The following is a 15,475-nucleotide window of genomic DNA, read 5'->3' as shown; positions in this document are numbered from 1 at the left end:
ACCATCATTACCCGGTATGATATGCTGGTATCTGCCAGGTCCGGAATTGGCCTTTAGTACAGGTTACTTTATGGGGATTCAGGCCGATAATTCAGAATGACGCAGCGATTATTTATGTTTGCCATGAACAATAATGGAGATAACTATGAGTGTGGTAGCTGTGGTGGGATTGGGCTACGTAGGATTGCCCCTGGCGGTCGAATTCGGCAAAAAACAGCGGACTATAGGTTACGATCTCTCTGCCAGCAAAGTCGAGAGTTATAAGCGTTGCGTAGACCCCACTGGCGAAGTGCCGTTTGATGATTTTCAGGCCGCCAGTCAACTCTCTGTCACCACGGACCCTTCCGAGTTAGCGCAGGCTGACTATATCGTGGTGGCCGTGCCAACGCCGGTGGATCTTGCCCATCAGCCGGATTTTGCGTCGCTTGCCGGCGCAAGTCAGACCGTAGCGAAGCATATGAAGCGAGGAGCGATTGTCATATACGAATCCACGGTGTATCCGGGTGCCACGGAGGAAATCTGCATTCCAGTACTGGAGAAACATTCCGGTATGAAATGGAAAAATGATTTTCACGTCGGCTTTTCTCCGGAACGCATCAATCCCGGTGATAAACAGCATAGGCTGACCACTATTTTGAAGGTCGTGTCGGGAGATGACGACGATACACTGGAGAAAATTGCGGTGCTTTATGAAAGCGTGGTTACCGCTGGTGTACATCGCGCATCCAGTATCAAGGTCGCAGAAGCCGCGAAAGTGATTGAGAATACACAGCGTGACCTGAATATCGCATTAATGAATGAGCTGGCCATCATTTTCGATAAGCTGGGAATTGACACGCTGGAAGTTCTCCAGGCGGCGGGTACCAAATGGAATTTTCTCCCTTTTCGTCCTGGTTTGGTAGGGGGGCATTGTATTGGCGTGGATCCTTATTATCTTACCCATAAGGCGGAGATGATCGGGTATATCCCCCAGGTTATTCTGGCTGGGCGCCGTATCAATGACAGTATGGCAAAATTTGTTGCGGAACAAACAATCAAACAAATCATCAAGGCTGACATTAACGTCCGGGGTGCGCGAGTGAATGTTCTGGGATTATCTTTCAAGGAAAACTGCCCCGACCTGAGAAACTCTAAAGTTGCTGACTTGATTAATGAACTTAAGTCCTACGGGGTTGAGATCCACATCCATGATCCTGTCGCGGACCCTGAGGAAGCTCGGCATGAATATGGCGTGGAGCTTGAGTCATGGGAAAATCTCCCGTGCGCGGACGCGATAATCGTGGCGGTTTCACATCGGGAGTTTACCGGCAGACCCTTGACTGATTTTCAATCCAAAGTTACCGATAAAGGATGTTTTATTGATGTTAAATCCCAGCTCGACCCAATAGCGCTAAGGGCGGCTGGTTTTAACGTCTGGCGACTTTAAGTCCAGTCGGGTGGTTGACCGTTCATTTTTTGCTTTTTTTCAGTTTTGCCTATGATCCACCAAGACTTTCCGCATCATTTGACCTTGCCTCCTTTGATGATCTCGTTACCGGGCGGATTTAGCTTGCAAAAGCAGGTTGGCCCGGTATGACAAGCTATCAGGATGTCCTGCAGCATCTGAAAAATCATCAGTATCGTTGGCTGGTTACGGGCGTTGCCGGCTTTATTGGATCTAATTTGTTGGAGGCTTTGCTCAAGCTGAACCAGAAGGTGGTTGGGCTGGACAATTTTTCGACTGGCCATCCGCATAATCTTGAGCAGATAAAAGAGCTGGTTGGAGAAGAGGCGTGGCGGAATTTCAGTTTGATTGAGGGGGACATCTGCCAACTTGAAGCTTGCAGGGATGCATGCAAAGGCGTGGATTACGTGTTACATGAAGCCGCCCTTGGATCCGTGCCGCGTTCCATTCAGGACCCTATCCGCACAAACGAGAGCAACATTTCGGGTTTCCTGAATTTACTGGTGGCATCACGTGACGCCCCTGTAAAGCGGTTTATATACGCGGCATCCAGTTCCACCTATGGCGATCATCCCGATTTGCCGAAAATTGAATCCGTGATTGGCCGGCCACTTTCACCTTATGCCGTGACCAAGTATGTTAACGAACTTTACGCCGAAGTATTTGCGCGTTGTTATGGTATGGGCACCATAGGCTTGCGCTATTTTAATGTCTTTGGCCCCAGGCAGGACCCGAATGGCGCTTACGCGGCAGTGATTCCTCAATGGGTCGCCGCCCTCATCAAAAACAAGACGCTGTATATCAATGGGGATGGCGAAACCAGCCGGGATTTCTGTTTTATCGAAAACGTTATTCAAGTCAACCTTCTGGCGGCACTCACCGAGAATTCCGATGCGGTCAATCAAATTTACAACGTGGCAATCAATGAACGTACCAGCCTTAATCAACTCTACGAAATGATACGCGTGTTACTACTGGAAAAATTTCCTCATCTCCAGCATTACAAACCGGAATACGTGGATTTTCGCAAGGGCGATGTACGGCATTCGCAGGCTGATATTTCCAAGGCTGTCAGGATGCTGGGTTTTGCGCCGACCCATCGGATCAATGAAGGGCTCAAGCAGGCGCTGGATTGGTATATCGCCGATCTTGCATCCGAGAAGGGTCGCGATGCAAAATAAACAATAGATGGTCGAAGTCCTTCCGAAGCAAGTCACCCTCGCTTCAGACTAGTCCTCCCATTTTCCGGCCTCTACCAGCTTATTTTTGAGGCCGGGCAGCGGAAAGCCGAGTTCATAGGCTTTCTTTGCATAAGTTCTGGCCTGTTCATAATCTTTTTTCTGAACATAGAGCAAGCCGAGATTGTAGTTAATGGTGGGGTCTTCCGGCTGAAGGTTGCTTGCCTCTTTTAGCTGCGCAAAGGCTTCATCGTTTTTCCCCATTTTCATCAAATAGTTACTGTATATCATGCGAACTGTGCCGTCACTTGGCTTGAACCGGATGGCGCGATCAAATGCGCACCCCACGGAAAAATGTGCACCCCTCGGCTTTGCAGTCTTATCTCTAAGGCCAAGCTTTGCAAATGACGCCAATGCACGGTGATGGTTTGGAAAACGTTGAAGCGTATATGTCAGATCTGCCCCCAACTGTCCCGACTCCCCCCTGGTCAGGTTTTCAACGTTTGGAGTAAAGTGGAATTTTTCAACGATGGGCAATTTTTTTTGCCTGTCCTCACTATTTGTGTAGTCGCCACCCGTTGTGCCGTAAGCTTCGGTTAGCTCTCCACAATAAGGTTCCGCCTGAAGGTTTAACGAGACTGCAGAAATTATTAATGCGGTCAGGTAAGATGCTAATTTCATAAAAGTCTCCTTCCAGGTAAATAATCCGATCCGGATAATCGGTAAAGGTTCAAGATCCGGCTCGTTGTGCCACGCTCTCAAGGAGATTGCTCAACTCCTTTGTTCTTGATCTACGCGAGCCTGCAAGCGCATTTTCCATCGATGCGATGGGAGCTTCATTTCCTTTGATCAATGCCAGAAAACGTAGCAGTTCCCGCATGATATCATTCCTGGAATCCAGGGGTGCCATCGTGTCGACTCCCACGCTGATTAATGCTGCGGCGGTATTTCCAACCGGGTCTGTCAGAGCCAGGATGGGACGGCGAGCACGTAGATACTCATAGAGTTTCGCTGGAATCTGGTTATTGCAATTAGATGCCTGAAGAATCAGCAGACCATCCGCAGCCAGCATTTCGGATAAAGCCTCGCGATAGGAAATGGGGGGCGCGAGCGAAACAATATCGCCAATCTTGTATTGATCTATCAGTTGAAGAAGATATTCATCGTGAGCGGTGGCCCGCAGGATCACGTGAAGGCTGGTGTGAGAAATCAACTCTTGCTGGGTGAGAACCGCCAGGGCTTCAAATAATTGCGTTGGGTCGCGTTCAGAAGGATAAATAATCCCGCTATGTATCAGAACGAGCCGAGCGTTTTTTTTTTGTTCCTTTATCCGGTTAGCCTCAGCCGCGGCAAAACTTTCTTCATCGTATCCATTCTCGATGAGATGGAAGCGCGAAGCGGGTGTTTGCGGAAACCTTTCTTTATAGTCATCAACCGCTCCGGGGGTAGTGAGCACCGCCTTGGTGCAATAGGTGACTGACTTTTTTTCGATCCACTGATACATTTGACGAGTGAGTCGATCGGGTGGGTAGTCGACATCGGTCATTGGATCCCTGAAATCTGCAACCCATGGCAGTCCGGTCAATCGACTCAAAGTGAGTCCGATCAAATGCGCTGTCGCGATTGGATAAGTTGACCAGATGACATCGGGCCGGTATTTCCGGATCAGGTATAAACCCATGGGTATGGCTCCAAGCGACCAGGAGACCCAACGGTCTGGCAGTGCCAGCAGGCCGGGGTACCGTCTCATAAATGACAAGTGCCTGGACGTATCGAAACCAAACGCCCGATACACCGTTACCCGGTCAGAAATTTCTGCGACCTGATCGTTACTGGTGTTGGCATAGGTTCTGGGATGAGCTGTCAGTATGATAGGTTCCCAATCAAATTCCGGGAGGTACCTGGAGAATTTGAGGGTTCGCAGAATGCCACTACTCCCGCGCATGGGAGGAAAGTGGAATGCGATCATTAAAACCCTTTTTACCATGACTCAATCCATTCCCTTGTCCAGACTGCGACCTGGTCACGCCACTCGCGCCGTGAAAAGGTATGGGTGGCCTCAGGTAAATTGAGCCGGGATACGCGCGGAGAGGCAAGCAGTTTTTGCCACTCGGGTGAACCGTTCACCACGTCCAGAAACTCCTGAGCCGTGAGGTCATTGCCGCTGGTAATCAGGAGTAGTCTTCCTCCAAAACGGTTGAGTCCGGTGAACATTCGCTCCGGCAGGGGGGCACGATCGCAAGATTTGATCCCATCCCTATTCGTGATTGCCACCGTACTTTTTTTTTGTTTTAAGACTGCGCCGACAGTCATCGAAAATGATCGAATCGCCTCCGAATAATTAAAGCGTCCCTGTAATATCTTGCTCCATAAGCGTAGTTCAAATAGCCGGGCAATATAATAATGTTTCAGATAGACTTTGGCAGCTCCTTCATTCGTCCGTGCCCACGGATTAAGCAGTACCAGTCCCGTTACACGTTTATCCTGATGAGCATAGAAAAGCGCAGCCGACGCGGCGTCACATAATCCCCAAATCACCAGTTCATTGAGAGATGGAACTTCGTTCAGAAAGCTATCAATCGCGCAGTGCAGATCGTCATGCAAATCTTCGAATGTTCTCACATCTCCTTCGCTATCACCCATTCCCCGGTAATCAAAACGCAGAACAGGCACACCATGAGCGGCAAGGTGGCGGGCAAGCAATGTGAATTGACGGTGGCTTCCAGCCCGGTATTGTGGTCCACCCACTACGATCAGCACGCCTCTGGAAACAGAGGACTCGGGCAAGCTCAAAACTCCGTATAACCAGTTGCCGTTACATGAAAAGGTGAGTGCACGTTCCTCGAAATTCATGGAGCGCCATCGGCAAAAACGTTTGTCGTAGCCGATACCAATTCAGCGCATTCCGAAATCTCCTGGGTTGCCCAGAACGGCAGGCACGGCACAAGGTGCACATGTAAATCGACTCCATCCTGTTTCCACGCGCTTACAACCCTGGCTCCAGCGGGGGTCATGGGACGGTCCGGCTCGGCCACGATCTCGAACCAGTGCACGGAACTTCGCGTTACGATGAGTTCAGCCGCTTTCAGCGCATCAATAGCGGCAGCCAGATCCGGTGCAAGTTCGTAGCCAGCCACCTCAAGTGTTTCCCCACTTGCAAGGGTACTGCGCATCGCATGTGTCCCGGATGCTTTTTGGGTACCCTCGCCACCCGAGATCATTTCGTTAGCCAGCCGCAGGCGCAGAAATTGGGTGAGGAAGGATTCTCCGCTAATGATTGGTTGCCACAGGATGATCTTGTCAAGCGCATTTTCCAGATTCCTCGCGAAATCTAATGCCAGCAGCGCACCCAAACGCAAACCCCAGAGGCTGATGGGGGCAGTCACCCTGTTTTCCAGCCAGTTTTTTGCAAGAACCAGGTCTTGACTCCAAATATTCCAGCGAGCATCCGCAAATTCGCCGCTACTGTCACCACAGCCAAAAAGATCGATTTGCAATACGCCAAGTCCCATCGCGGAAAATGCCCTTGCCTGTATCGCAGCCATCCGGCGGGATTTGTTCATCTCATCGCCAAATGGATGAACATAAATCAGTGCGCCACGGCATTCCTTGTCGGGGTGGGGGCCGTGATAAAGACAAAATCGCTCCCCGGAGCCGGTCTTCAGAAAAAAAGACTCGGCGGGGAGAGTGTCCGGCAATTCCCTCATTCAGCCGATTTTTGCTCGACGAAGCGGGTCAGGCTGCCAAGGGTCTCAAAAGTGCTCGCACTGATCTCGTCATCGTCCACGGTGATGCCAAAGTGCTCTTCCAACGCAGTGATGACATTCACAACTGCCATCGAATCCAATTCAGGGAGGCTGCCCAGCAGGATTGAATCCTCCTTGAGAGAGTTTTTTCGCTCACCGAGGCTCAATACATCGGACAAAATGTTTTTTACTTCTTCAAGGTGCTGCATTGCTCACTCCATAGTTGGTTTGTCGTGGTCGGCAAATGAGTTTTTCCCGAGCCCCTGAGTGTTTAAACAAAATTCCGGAAAGGACTCTGGATTTAAAGATAGATGAAAATAAGGAGATATCGAGGCGAACGTGATTTGCCACCGTCCTGCACAAAAAAAAATGCTGCTGCCCAACGATACCGTTCCAAGACGGGCATGGGCACCAAGCGAGCCGATATTGAATGCGGAAATACGGCTACATGACCACAGAATATCGTTTTCACTCAAGACGCGGTTTGCTTCATCCCATAGCCGCGGAAAAGTTAACCCTAAACGGGAGTCTGGCGCCACATACACATCGAAATCCCACGCCGCCTGTTTTGCGGGCAGCGGAGTATAGCGTGCACGCACTTCATCCTCCTGGTAGCTCCCCAATAATAGCCACAGGAACCCAATAAATTGTTCCTCCTTAACCGCAACCAGGCATTTTGCACCCTGCTCGAATCGGGCCTCGATCGCTACTGCTGGCCTGGGAAATTGCCGGGTAATTTCGTCATGTGGCTGAATCACTCGAATTTCTATTTTCTTGCCTCTGCCCGGTGGAAGCAGGCTTGTCTTTGCCACCGGCTGCGCGATCAAGTAATACCTGTATAATCGCAGGTTCCCCTTAGAGATCATGACCAAAACTCTATTGAGCACGAAAAGACTGACATTGAACCAGCCCCATTGCTGCAACATCTGGTGAAACGCGTTCTTTCGGGCTGTTATTGATACCATTGTGCTCGCAACACATTGATGAGCCCGCTCATCTAATCTAATACGGGCGACCATCGAGGTTTAGTAGTTTTAATCTGCCATGCCGGTTACTGCGGTTATTGAACAGGTAGGTCGAATGCGGGGATCGAGCGAGGGCTCTTCCAGCTGACTTTGGAACTTTTCCCGTACATTCCGGTAAATTCCGCCGTTTCGGTACTTGGAGTAACGCCGCTTTTATCCGGAAACACTTGCGATTATTTCGCTAGAAATTAGATTTTGCCCTGTTCTGATTTTGGTGCGCGCTTGGCACATTAATAAAATTTACTAATAGTACTATAAGTCGTATGAAGTATTAAGTAAAAGTGAAAAGTGACTTCACTTTCCAGCGCATTATGGGCGGATCGTTTCAGTATTTTTACTTTCCGTGTCGAATTCCATTCCTTGTTTTCGTGGCTGGGAGTGTTGGGAATTAAAATCGCTATCACCTGCCTTTCTGGATTCAACTACCCAAATACGGAACGCTGTTAGCTGTGGCGTTCTCTGGACGGCGAGAATATCACCCAAGTGGAGTTCGAGACCGAGCTATCCGGTTTTCTCGAACCTATGCGGAAGCTTCGGTGGAGCATGTGGGCACAGGCAAAGCAGGTAACGATTGTCACATAGTGTTATGTTATATTAACAAACTAACGCTTGGTTATGACGTTATTCCTCAGATCGAATGACAGCAATCATCAGTGGTATCCGATTAGAGCCACATTCGATCAGTTGATCCCGTATTCTGGTGTTACCCAAGTCCAAGTGTAACGGAGTGAATCGTCTTAACCATAGGCTGCGCAAACTTCCAGGATTCAAACCCGTGTTTGAAATATGCTTTGGGAACACGGTTCTTACATCAAACTACCGTTAATTGTCGTAGTTCAAACCCCAATCCACGAACTAAAAAATTGACCCTTATGGCGCAGACCCTATGGCGAATCTGAACGTAGTGATGATTTTGCCGACGTATAACGAGCGAGATAACATCGGTAAAATAATCGATGCATTACAAGTGCAGTTTCGACATATGCCACATGACATGCACATTCTGGTGGTAGACGACACTTCGCCGGACGGAACCGCGGATGTCGTGCGGGAGAAACAAGTGACTTATTCTAACGTGCATTTGTTGATGGGGCAGAAGGCTGGGCTTGGAGCGGCTTATATCCGTGGGATGATTCATGCAATGGATAAGCTCCAGGCCGATGTCGTGTTCGAGATGGATGCAGATTTCTCTCACAAACCGGAAGATGTGCCTCGATTAATGGCCGCTCTTGATCAGGGAGCCGATTTTGTAATCGGAAGCCGCTATGTGAAAGGTGGATCGATCCCGAAGGAATGGGGGGTGCTGCGCCGCATGAATTCCCTGGGGGGAAATATTGTTGGGCGTTATATCGCGGGCGTCTACAAGATTCACGATTGTACTGCGGGATTTCGGGCGATCAAGACATCACTGTTAAGGAGAATCATATTTGAGGATCTTCGTGTCCAGGGCTACGCCTTTCAGGTGGCATTGCTTCATAAGGCGGTGTCTCTAGGTGCGATTGTTAAAGAAGTTCCGGTGGATTTTGTTGACCGGACCGAAGGGGAATCCAAACTTGGAATCTCGGACATTATCGAGTTTATCCTGAATGCCTGGTGGATCCGGTTGCATAGCTCGAAAACTTTCATCAAGTTTGCCGTAGTGGGATTGTCCGGCGTAATCGTGAATCTTGGTGTGTTCACGCTGCTCCTTCAGGCGAACGTCAATAAGTATCTTGCTTCACCTATTTCGATCGAGGCGTCGATCATCACGAATTTCTTGCTGAACAACTACTGGACCTTTCGCCAGCGCAAATCCCGCGACCACTTACGCATAAAGGGTCTGAAATTCAATATGGTATCTCTCGTATCTCTGGTGGTAAGCTATTCCACGTTCGTGGTGCTGTCAATACTGTTTCCCGCGACACCCCCAGAGATTCACCAGCTTGTGGGCATTGCCCCCGCGATGCTCATCAATTATTTCCTGAATTCTTATTGGACATTCAAGCATGCCCCCGACTCCCGGAATTGAAACAGCGGCATACTTAAAGCGCGCCCATTGAAAATGGATGCGGGAGCTTATGGTAGTGGATGAAGGTATGCACCAAGAGATATAAGTGTCTTCCGCCCGTATGCTATAGTGCAAAAATAACGGATGCTAGCCATTGCTGGAGGATTTTCCGCGGAGCAGGCTGTGAAGGCGGGACAATTAACAAAGTATGCTGCCTGATCTGATTGCCGCTCAGCTGCGGAATAGGATATAGCGATGAAGTACAAAATCATGGCCCGAAGGCCGCGCGCAGAAGTATTCTACGACGACGTCGATCCCTGTCTTGTTCGGCGTTTCAAAGCAAATGGTCTCAGGCTGTGTATAGCCATCAGTGTTTCCGGCCAGTCCTCGATCTCCCCTATTATGCTGTTGAGTGTAGCGTTGGACGGAAGGACGAGCGAAAAAAACCTTTTTTCTGAGCATGGGCATGAGCACAATCGTTACTAAGATAGGGTCTCGGCATGAGAATGCGGCATTCGCGAGTGGACGCATAGGTATTAAGGAATATGTACTTATTCTTTTTCAACTAGGCATAGTCCTTCTTTTGTTGCGACAGTTCCAGATTGAAAGCGCAGCGTTTCTACGCCTTGCGCTGCTGGCATTTAGCGGTTTTGCAATACACGCTTTGCTTCCGTTGCGTCATCGCTTATCGTTCTTCCTTCTGCTTTCCTTTGTTGGAATTGTTACCACACTGGGTATCGCCAATGGTGTGTCGCTTATCACAATAGGCCTGATACTTATCGGCATCTGTCATTTGCCGGTCTCATTCAGGTTACGCGGTATTCTGATTCTTGCCGTAGTGGCCCTTCTGGTGGCGTGGCGCGCAAAGTGGCTTGATGGACCGGTAGCCGATGCGGTATGGCCGATACTTGGCTCAATGTTCATGTTCCGGTTAATCGTCTATATCTACGAATTGCAACACGATAAGACTCCAGCATCGCCGGTGCAAACATTATCCTATTTCTTCATGTTGCCGAATGTATGCTTCCCACTTTTCCCGGTCATTGATTACAAAACCTTTCGCCGAAATTATTACGATGACGATGCCTATCGCATTTATCAGACTGGTATCGACTGGATAGTGCGTGGCGTCATTCACTTGCTTCTGTATCGTTTTGTCTATTACCACCTTACGCTGGCCCCGTCGGAAGTAACCGGTCCTGCGCAACTGATTCAATATCTCGTGGCAAACTTTTTATTGTATCTAAGAGTATCCGGCCTTTTTCATTTGATAATTGGCATGTTATACCTGTTTGGTTTTCGTCTTCCGGAAACGCACAATCGATATTTATTGGCCTCCAGCTTTACCGATTTCTGGCGGCGCATAAATATTTATTGGAAAGATTTCATGCAGAAGATCTTTTATTATCCGGCGGTATTCAGGCTGCGTGCGCTGGGCACGACGAAGGCTATGGTGGTTGCGACACTATATGTATTCATGCTGACGTGGTTTTTACATGCGTATCAATGGTTCTGGTTACGCGGCACAATGCTGTGGGTTTTGCAAGATATCCTGTTCTGGGCAATTCTTGGCGTGCTGGTTGTGCTCAATGCGCTTTATGAACTCAAGTACGGCCGTAGCCGCAGTCTTGGCAAGACAAAGCAGACGTGGCGCAGCCTCGGCGTGCTCACTTTCAAATCTTTTGCCACATTCTGGTTTATTTGCGTACTGTGGTCTTTCTGGACGGCCGAGTCGTTGTCCGACTGGTTTTCATTATGGTCCGCATTAGAAGGCCCGATGACTGCCGATACATTAATCTTCCCGGGTATTATATTAGTAGTTATCGTACTGGGTAGTATTGAAGGCAGCACAATTCGCAATACTCGCTCAACGGAGGGTGTGGACCGGGAGTGGATTCGAGCGAGGGCTGCTATGGTGGCTGCGATGTTTGTCCTGGTGGGCGTGAGCATAGAAGCCGTGCATACACGGCTTGGCGCTGAAGTGGCAACTATGGTGCATTCGTTGCGATCCGCCCGGCTTAGCCGTCTGGATACCGCCAACCTTGAAAGAGGCTACTATGAAAATCTGCTCTCAGTCGATCGCTTCAATTCGCAGCTATGGGAGGTTTATACGAATAAACCTCAAACCTGGCTTGATGGCAATGCCGGACTGAAGCGTTTCACCAGCGACTTTGCCCAGTCGGAAATGGTGCCATCTGTTGTCCTGGATACGAACTATGGGGTGATCAGTATCAATCGTTGGGGAATGCGTGATCAGGATTATGAGCGTAAACCCCCGCCAAATACTTACCGTATTGCAATGCTGGGCGCATCCTCAGTGATGGGTTGGGGGGTGGCAGATGGGCAGACATTCGAAGCGCTGGTGGAGGATCGCCTGAAGCGCGAGGACAATCTCTATGCGAATTATGAGATTCTCAATTTTGGTGTTCAGGGCTATCAGCCGTTGCAGCAGCTTGTTTCGCTCGAGAAAGCGCTCGAATTTGAACCGAACGCGATTTTTTATATTGCCACGGGACGTGAGATATCGCGAGCAACAAGGTATCTTGTTGAAGCGACGCAAAAGAATGTCGTTATTCCTTTCGAACCTTTACGGGAGATTGTCGCCCGGGCCGGATTAACACGGGATATGGACGAAACGGCCGCACTGAAGCGAATCAACCCTTACAGCAATGAAATTCTTTCCTGGACATACCATCGTATTGTCGAACGATCGCGAGAAAATGGCGCCTTGCCGGTATTCATTTTTCTGCCTCAGGTCAGAGAGGGAACATGGCAGGAGGAAACCCCGGAGACCCTGAGCATGGCAGAGAAAGCTGGTTTTATCATTATCAATCTGGCCGATGTATACAGCGGACAGGACATCACCACCATCCGTCTCGCGGAGTGGGATGACCACCCGAATGTGCTTGGCCATACGTTAATAGCATCGCGGTTGTACGATGAACTGCGCAAGAAGCGCGACGTAATATTCAATAGCCCCAGGAACGCGTTGAAACACTGACGCCTACATGGATTTCATCCCGACATCTTAATCGCCGTACGATAGGAGGTAAGAAAATGACCCAGGATATACAATCTGCCGTAAAAGAGTTTATTCTCAAGGAATTCCTTCCCGGTGAAGATCCCAACGAACTGACGGATACAACACCTCTTATTACAGGCGGCGTACTTGATTCCATTGCAACGATCAAGCTGGTGCTGTTCATCGAAGAACAATTCGGCATAAAAGTGGAGGCGCACGAAACCGACCCGGAGTATCTCGATACCATTGCTTCGATTACACAGCTTATCCTCTCGAAGCAATCCTAAGCGCTTACCGTCATGTCACATTGCGCTTTGCATCAATTCCTCATACAAGCTGTTCAGCGCTACCCCGAGCGCACGGCGGTGATTGAGCCCGGCGCGGGAAGCGTTACCTATCGGGAACTCGCAGCACTCTCTGATCGTGTGCGGGATAACCTCTACAATAATGACGTGCAGATCGGCGACCGTGTCGGTATATACATGCGCAAGTCGATCGATACGATCGCAATCATTTACGGAATTCTCAAGGCTGGCGGGGTATATGTTCCAGTGGATCCAGGTGCGCCGCCGGCACGTAATGCCTTTATCATGCATAATTGCACGGTAAAGCTTATTTTTACGGAGCATCGCTTTGAGGCATGTCTTCGGGACGAATTGCAGCGATTGGGTTCGGTCCCCCCATTTTTTCTTGTTCAACGCACTGGCGGTGGAGAAGGGCTGAACCAGGCACTGGATCGCGCGGGCTCACAGTATCCGGCTGTAATGGATACCGTGGCTTCGGAGTCCGATGACCTGGCCTATATTCTCTATACGTCCGGTTCGACAGGCAAACCCAAGGGCGTTATGTTGACTCACGAGAATGCAGTGAGTTTCGTCGACTGGTGCTCCAGCGTGTTTGAACCGGTAGAAACCGATCGCTTTTCCTCTCATGCGCCTTTCCATTTCGACCTCTCCATCCTTGATATTTATCTGCCATTAAAACACGGCGCCGCCCTGGTATTGGTGGCTGAAGAAATTGGCAAAGATCCTGTCCGTTTGGCGCCCCTTATTGCCGAGCAAAGAATTACATGTTGGTATTCCGCGCCGTCTATTCTCAGCTTGCTGGCACAGTACGGAAATCTTGCGCATCGGGATTATTCAGCCCTTCGTCTGGTGTTGTTCGCAGGAGAGGTTTTTCCTGTCAGGCATTTACGAACTTTGACAACGCTATTGCCAAAGCCCAGGTATTTCAATCTGTATGGTCCGACCGAGACCAACGTATGTACATCTTACGAATTGTCTTTACCCATCCCGGAAGAACGCACGGTTCCCTTTCCTATTGGCAAGGTTTGTGCCCACCTGGCAGGAAAAGTTGTCGATGAGAGTGGGCGTGAAGTACCGCTTGGCGTGGCGGGGGAACTTTGCATCAGTGGAAGTGGCGTCATGAGAGGCTACTGGTCGCTGGATGAACAAACATCCCATGCCTTCCTGGCCGATAGTTCGGATCGCTTCTACCGGACCGGAGATGTCGTCGTTGAAGCGGAGGACGGCAACTATATTTACCAGGGGAGGCGGGATCGTATGGTCAAGCGTCGGGGTTATCGCGTCGAACTTGGAGAAATCGAGGCTGGATTGTACCGTCACGCGTTGGTCAAAGAGGCCGCTGTGGTCGCAATTAGCGATGAAGAGGCGGGAGTCAGGATCAAGGCTTTTCTGAGTTGTCGCGAGACAAAGCATCCATCGATCATTGAATTAAAGCGTTTTTGTTCTGAAAACTTGCCGCTCTACATGATTCCAGATCAATTCGTCTGGTGTGAAGTATTGCCCAAAACCTCCACCGACAAAATCGACTACCAATGTCTGAAGGAGATGTCTTAATGGATTTTTCCATTACCCCGGAACAAAAAAGTTTGCGCGACGGGATCGTCAAATTCGCGCGACGAGAGTTGAACGACGATGTCATTGCCCGTGACGCTGATCAGGCGTTTTCACGCGATCTTTGGCGCAAATGTGCCGAGGCTGGGATTCAGGGTCTTCCCGCTGATCGTATGTACGGCGGTGGCAACTTTGATGCCTTATCATGTGCGATGGGTTTGGAGGCGTTGGGTTACGGTTGTCACGATAGTGGCCTGGTATTTTCCATTTGTGCGCACGTCCTTGCTTGTGTAGTCCCGCTGTCGAAACATGGTACCGACGAGCAGAAGCAGCGCTACCTCCCTGGGCTCTGCGATGGCCGCTTGATTGGCATGCATGCCATAACCGAACCCAACGCGGGCTCTGATCCATTTGCGATGAGTACGCGTGCGGAGCGAGATGGCGATGGCTGGCGTATTAACGGGATCAAGGCTTTTGTTTCAAATGGACCTGTGGGGGATGTTGCGATCATATTTGCGGTAACCGATCCACAAAAAGGTTTTCACGGAGGCACCACTGCTTTCCTCGTTGAGAAAGATACGCCCGGCTTCTCTGCAGATAAGAAATTCGAAAAATTGGGTTTGCGTACCGCGCAGGTAAGCGGGCTGAGGCTTGAGAATGTGTATGTTTCACAAGCCTCAGTATTGGGTACTGTCGGTGCAAGTTCACACGTATTTGCGACGGCAATGGACTGGGAGCGCATCCTGCTTGTGGCGGCCCATGTTGGCACAATGGAGCGTCTTCTGGAAACGTCGATCGCACGTGCGCGCAGACGCTCCCAATTTGGCCAGACAATCGGAAAATTCCAGGCGGTAGCGCACAAGATTGCTGATATGAAGGTACAGCTTGAGGCCGCACGTCTGCTGACCTATCAGGCCTCGTGGCGTCTTGATAATGTAAAGAGCGCATCGTTGGATGCCGCGATCACCAAGTTGTTTGTGAGTGAATCTCTCGTCAGGACAGCACTCGATACTGTTCAGATTCATGGGGGTTACGGTTATATGGCTGAGTACGAAGTCGAGCGTGCGCTACGTGACGCAATCGGAAGTACCATTTATTCAGGAACTTCGGAGATGCAGCGCAACATTATTGCGCGCTGGCTGGGGCTTTAGATGGAGTTATGATCCGCGTTTTACTGAGTCTGATTAAAAATAAAACGTTTCCATCTAAGAATATTA

The 15,475-nt window shown here is 49.8% G+C and carries 13 protein-coding genes; 7 read left to right on the top strand and 6 right to left on the bottom strand.

Annotated features, from left to right (window positions below; all coding sequences use genetic code 11):
• Positions 1–145 precede the first annotated feature (145 nt).
• Entirely contained in the window at positions 146–1,426 is a 1,281-nt protein-coding gene (locus tag BLR00_RS01340) for a nucleotide sugar dehydrogenase (protein WP_074630461.1), read from the top strand.
• 146 nt (positions 1,427–1,572) lie between these two features.
• On the top strand, positions 1,573–2,625 hold the full coding sequence (locus BLR00_RS01335; RefSeq protein WP_074630460.1) for an NAD-dependent epimerase/dehydratase family protein: 1,053 nt from the start codon (positions 1,573–1,575) through the stop codon (positions 2,623–2,625).
• Positions 2,626–2,673: 48 nt separating this feature from the next.
• Here the strand turns inward: BLR00_RS01335 and BLR00_RS01330 are convergent, their stop codons facing one another.
• From BLR00_RS01330 to BLR00_RS01305, 6 genes are read right to left on the bottom strand one after another with little or no spacing between them, the layout of a single operon-like run.
• A complete protein-coding gene (locus tag BLR00_RS01330) occupies positions 2,674–3,303 on the bottom strand; it encodes a tetratricopeptide repeat protein (RefSeq protein ID WP_074630459.1) in 630 nt (209 codons plus the stop codon).
• 49 nt (positions 3,304–3,352) lie between these two features.
• Positions 3,353–4,609, bottom strand: coding sequence for a glycosyltransferase (locus tag BLR00_RS01325; protein ID WP_074630458.1), 1,257 nt, complete (start codon positions 4,607–4,609; stop codon positions 3,353–3,355).
• Positions 4,603–5,475 carry a hydrolase 1, exosortase A system-associated gene (locus BLR00_RS01320; RefSeq protein ID WP_074630457.1) on the bottom strand — a complete coding sequence of 291 codons (873 nt, stop codon included), beginning with the start codon at positions 5,473–5,475 and terminating at the stop codon, positions 4,603–4,605. Before BLR00_RS01320 ends, BLR00_RS01325 begins: the two co-directional genes overlap by 7 nt.
• Entirely contained in the window at positions 5,472–6,329 is an 858-nt protein-coding gene (locus tag BLR00_RS01315) for a hydrolase 2, exosortase A system-associated (protein ID WP_074630456.1), read from the bottom strand. The genes BLR00_RS01320 and BLR00_RS01315 overlap by 4 nt, the downstream gene beginning before the upstream one ends.
• Entirely contained in the window at positions 6,326–6,577 is a 252-nt protein-coding gene (locus BLR00_RS01310) for an acyl carrier protein (protein WP_074630455.1), read from the bottom strand. Before BLR00_RS01310 ends, BLR00_RS01315 begins: the two co-directional genes overlap by 4 nt.
• Before the next feature lie 3 nt (positions 6,578–6,580).
• Positions 6,581–7,333 carry a GNAT family N-acetyltransferase gene (locus BLR00_RS01305; RefSeq protein ID WP_107797615.1) on the bottom strand — a complete coding sequence of 251 codons (753 nt, stop codon included), beginning with the start codon at positions 7,331–7,333 and terminating at the stop codon, positions 6,581–6,583.
• 946 nt (positions 7,334–8,279) lie between these two features.
• On the opposite strand from BLR00_RS01305, the gene BLR00_RS01300 reads away from it, so the two are divergent.
• The 5 genes from BLR00_RS01300 to BLR00_RS01275 all read left to right on the top strand — a co-directional run bounded on the left by BLR00_RS01300 (position 8,280) and on the right by BLR00_RS01275 (position 15,409).
• On the top strand, positions 8,280–9,401 hold the full coding sequence (locus BLR00_RS01300) for a GtrA family protein (RefSeq protein ID WP_074630453.1): 1,122 nt from the start codon (positions 8,280–8,282) through the stop codon (positions 9,399–9,401).
• A 445-nt stretch (positions 9,402–9,846) separates the two neighbouring features.
• The gene (locus tag BLR00_RS01290; protein WP_074630451.1) at positions 9,847–12,381 is read left to right on the top strand and encodes an SGNH/GDSL hydrolase family protein; all 2,535 of its coding nucleotides are present in this window, start codon (positions 9,847–9,849) and stop codon (positions 12,379–12,381) included.
• Between the two features lie 56 nt (positions 12,382–12,437).
• Entirely contained in the window at positions 12,438–12,689 is a 252-nt protein-coding gene (locus BLR00_RS01285; protein WP_074630450.1) for an acyl carrier protein, read from the top strand.
• A gap of 12 nt (positions 12,690–12,701) precedes the next feature.
• Positions 12,702–14,261 carry an amino acid adenylation domain-containing protein gene (locus BLR00_RS01280; protein WP_074630449.1) on the top strand — a complete coding sequence of 520 codons (1,560 nt, stop codon included), beginning with the start codon at positions 12,702–12,704 and terminating at the stop codon, positions 14,259–14,261.
• Positions 14,261–15,409 carry an acyl-CoA dehydrogenase family protein gene (locus BLR00_RS01275; protein ID WP_074630448.1) on the top strand — a complete coding sequence of 383 codons (1,149 nt, stop codon included), beginning with the start codon at positions 14,261–14,263 and terminating at the stop codon, positions 15,407–15,409. Before BLR00_RS01280 ends, BLR00_RS01275 begins: the two co-directional genes overlap by 1 nt.
• Positions 15,410–15,475: the final 66 nt, after the last annotated feature.

The sequence above is a fragment of the Nitrosospira multiformis genome (genome assembly GCF_900103165.1).
Classification (GTDB): domain Bacteria; phylum Pseudomonadota; class Gammaproteobacteria; order Burkholderiales; family Nitrosomonadaceae; genus Nitrosospira; species Nitrosospira multiformis_D.
Note: the sequence above shows the minus strand (reverse complement) of the source record. Positions and strands in the feature narration are given on the sequence as shown.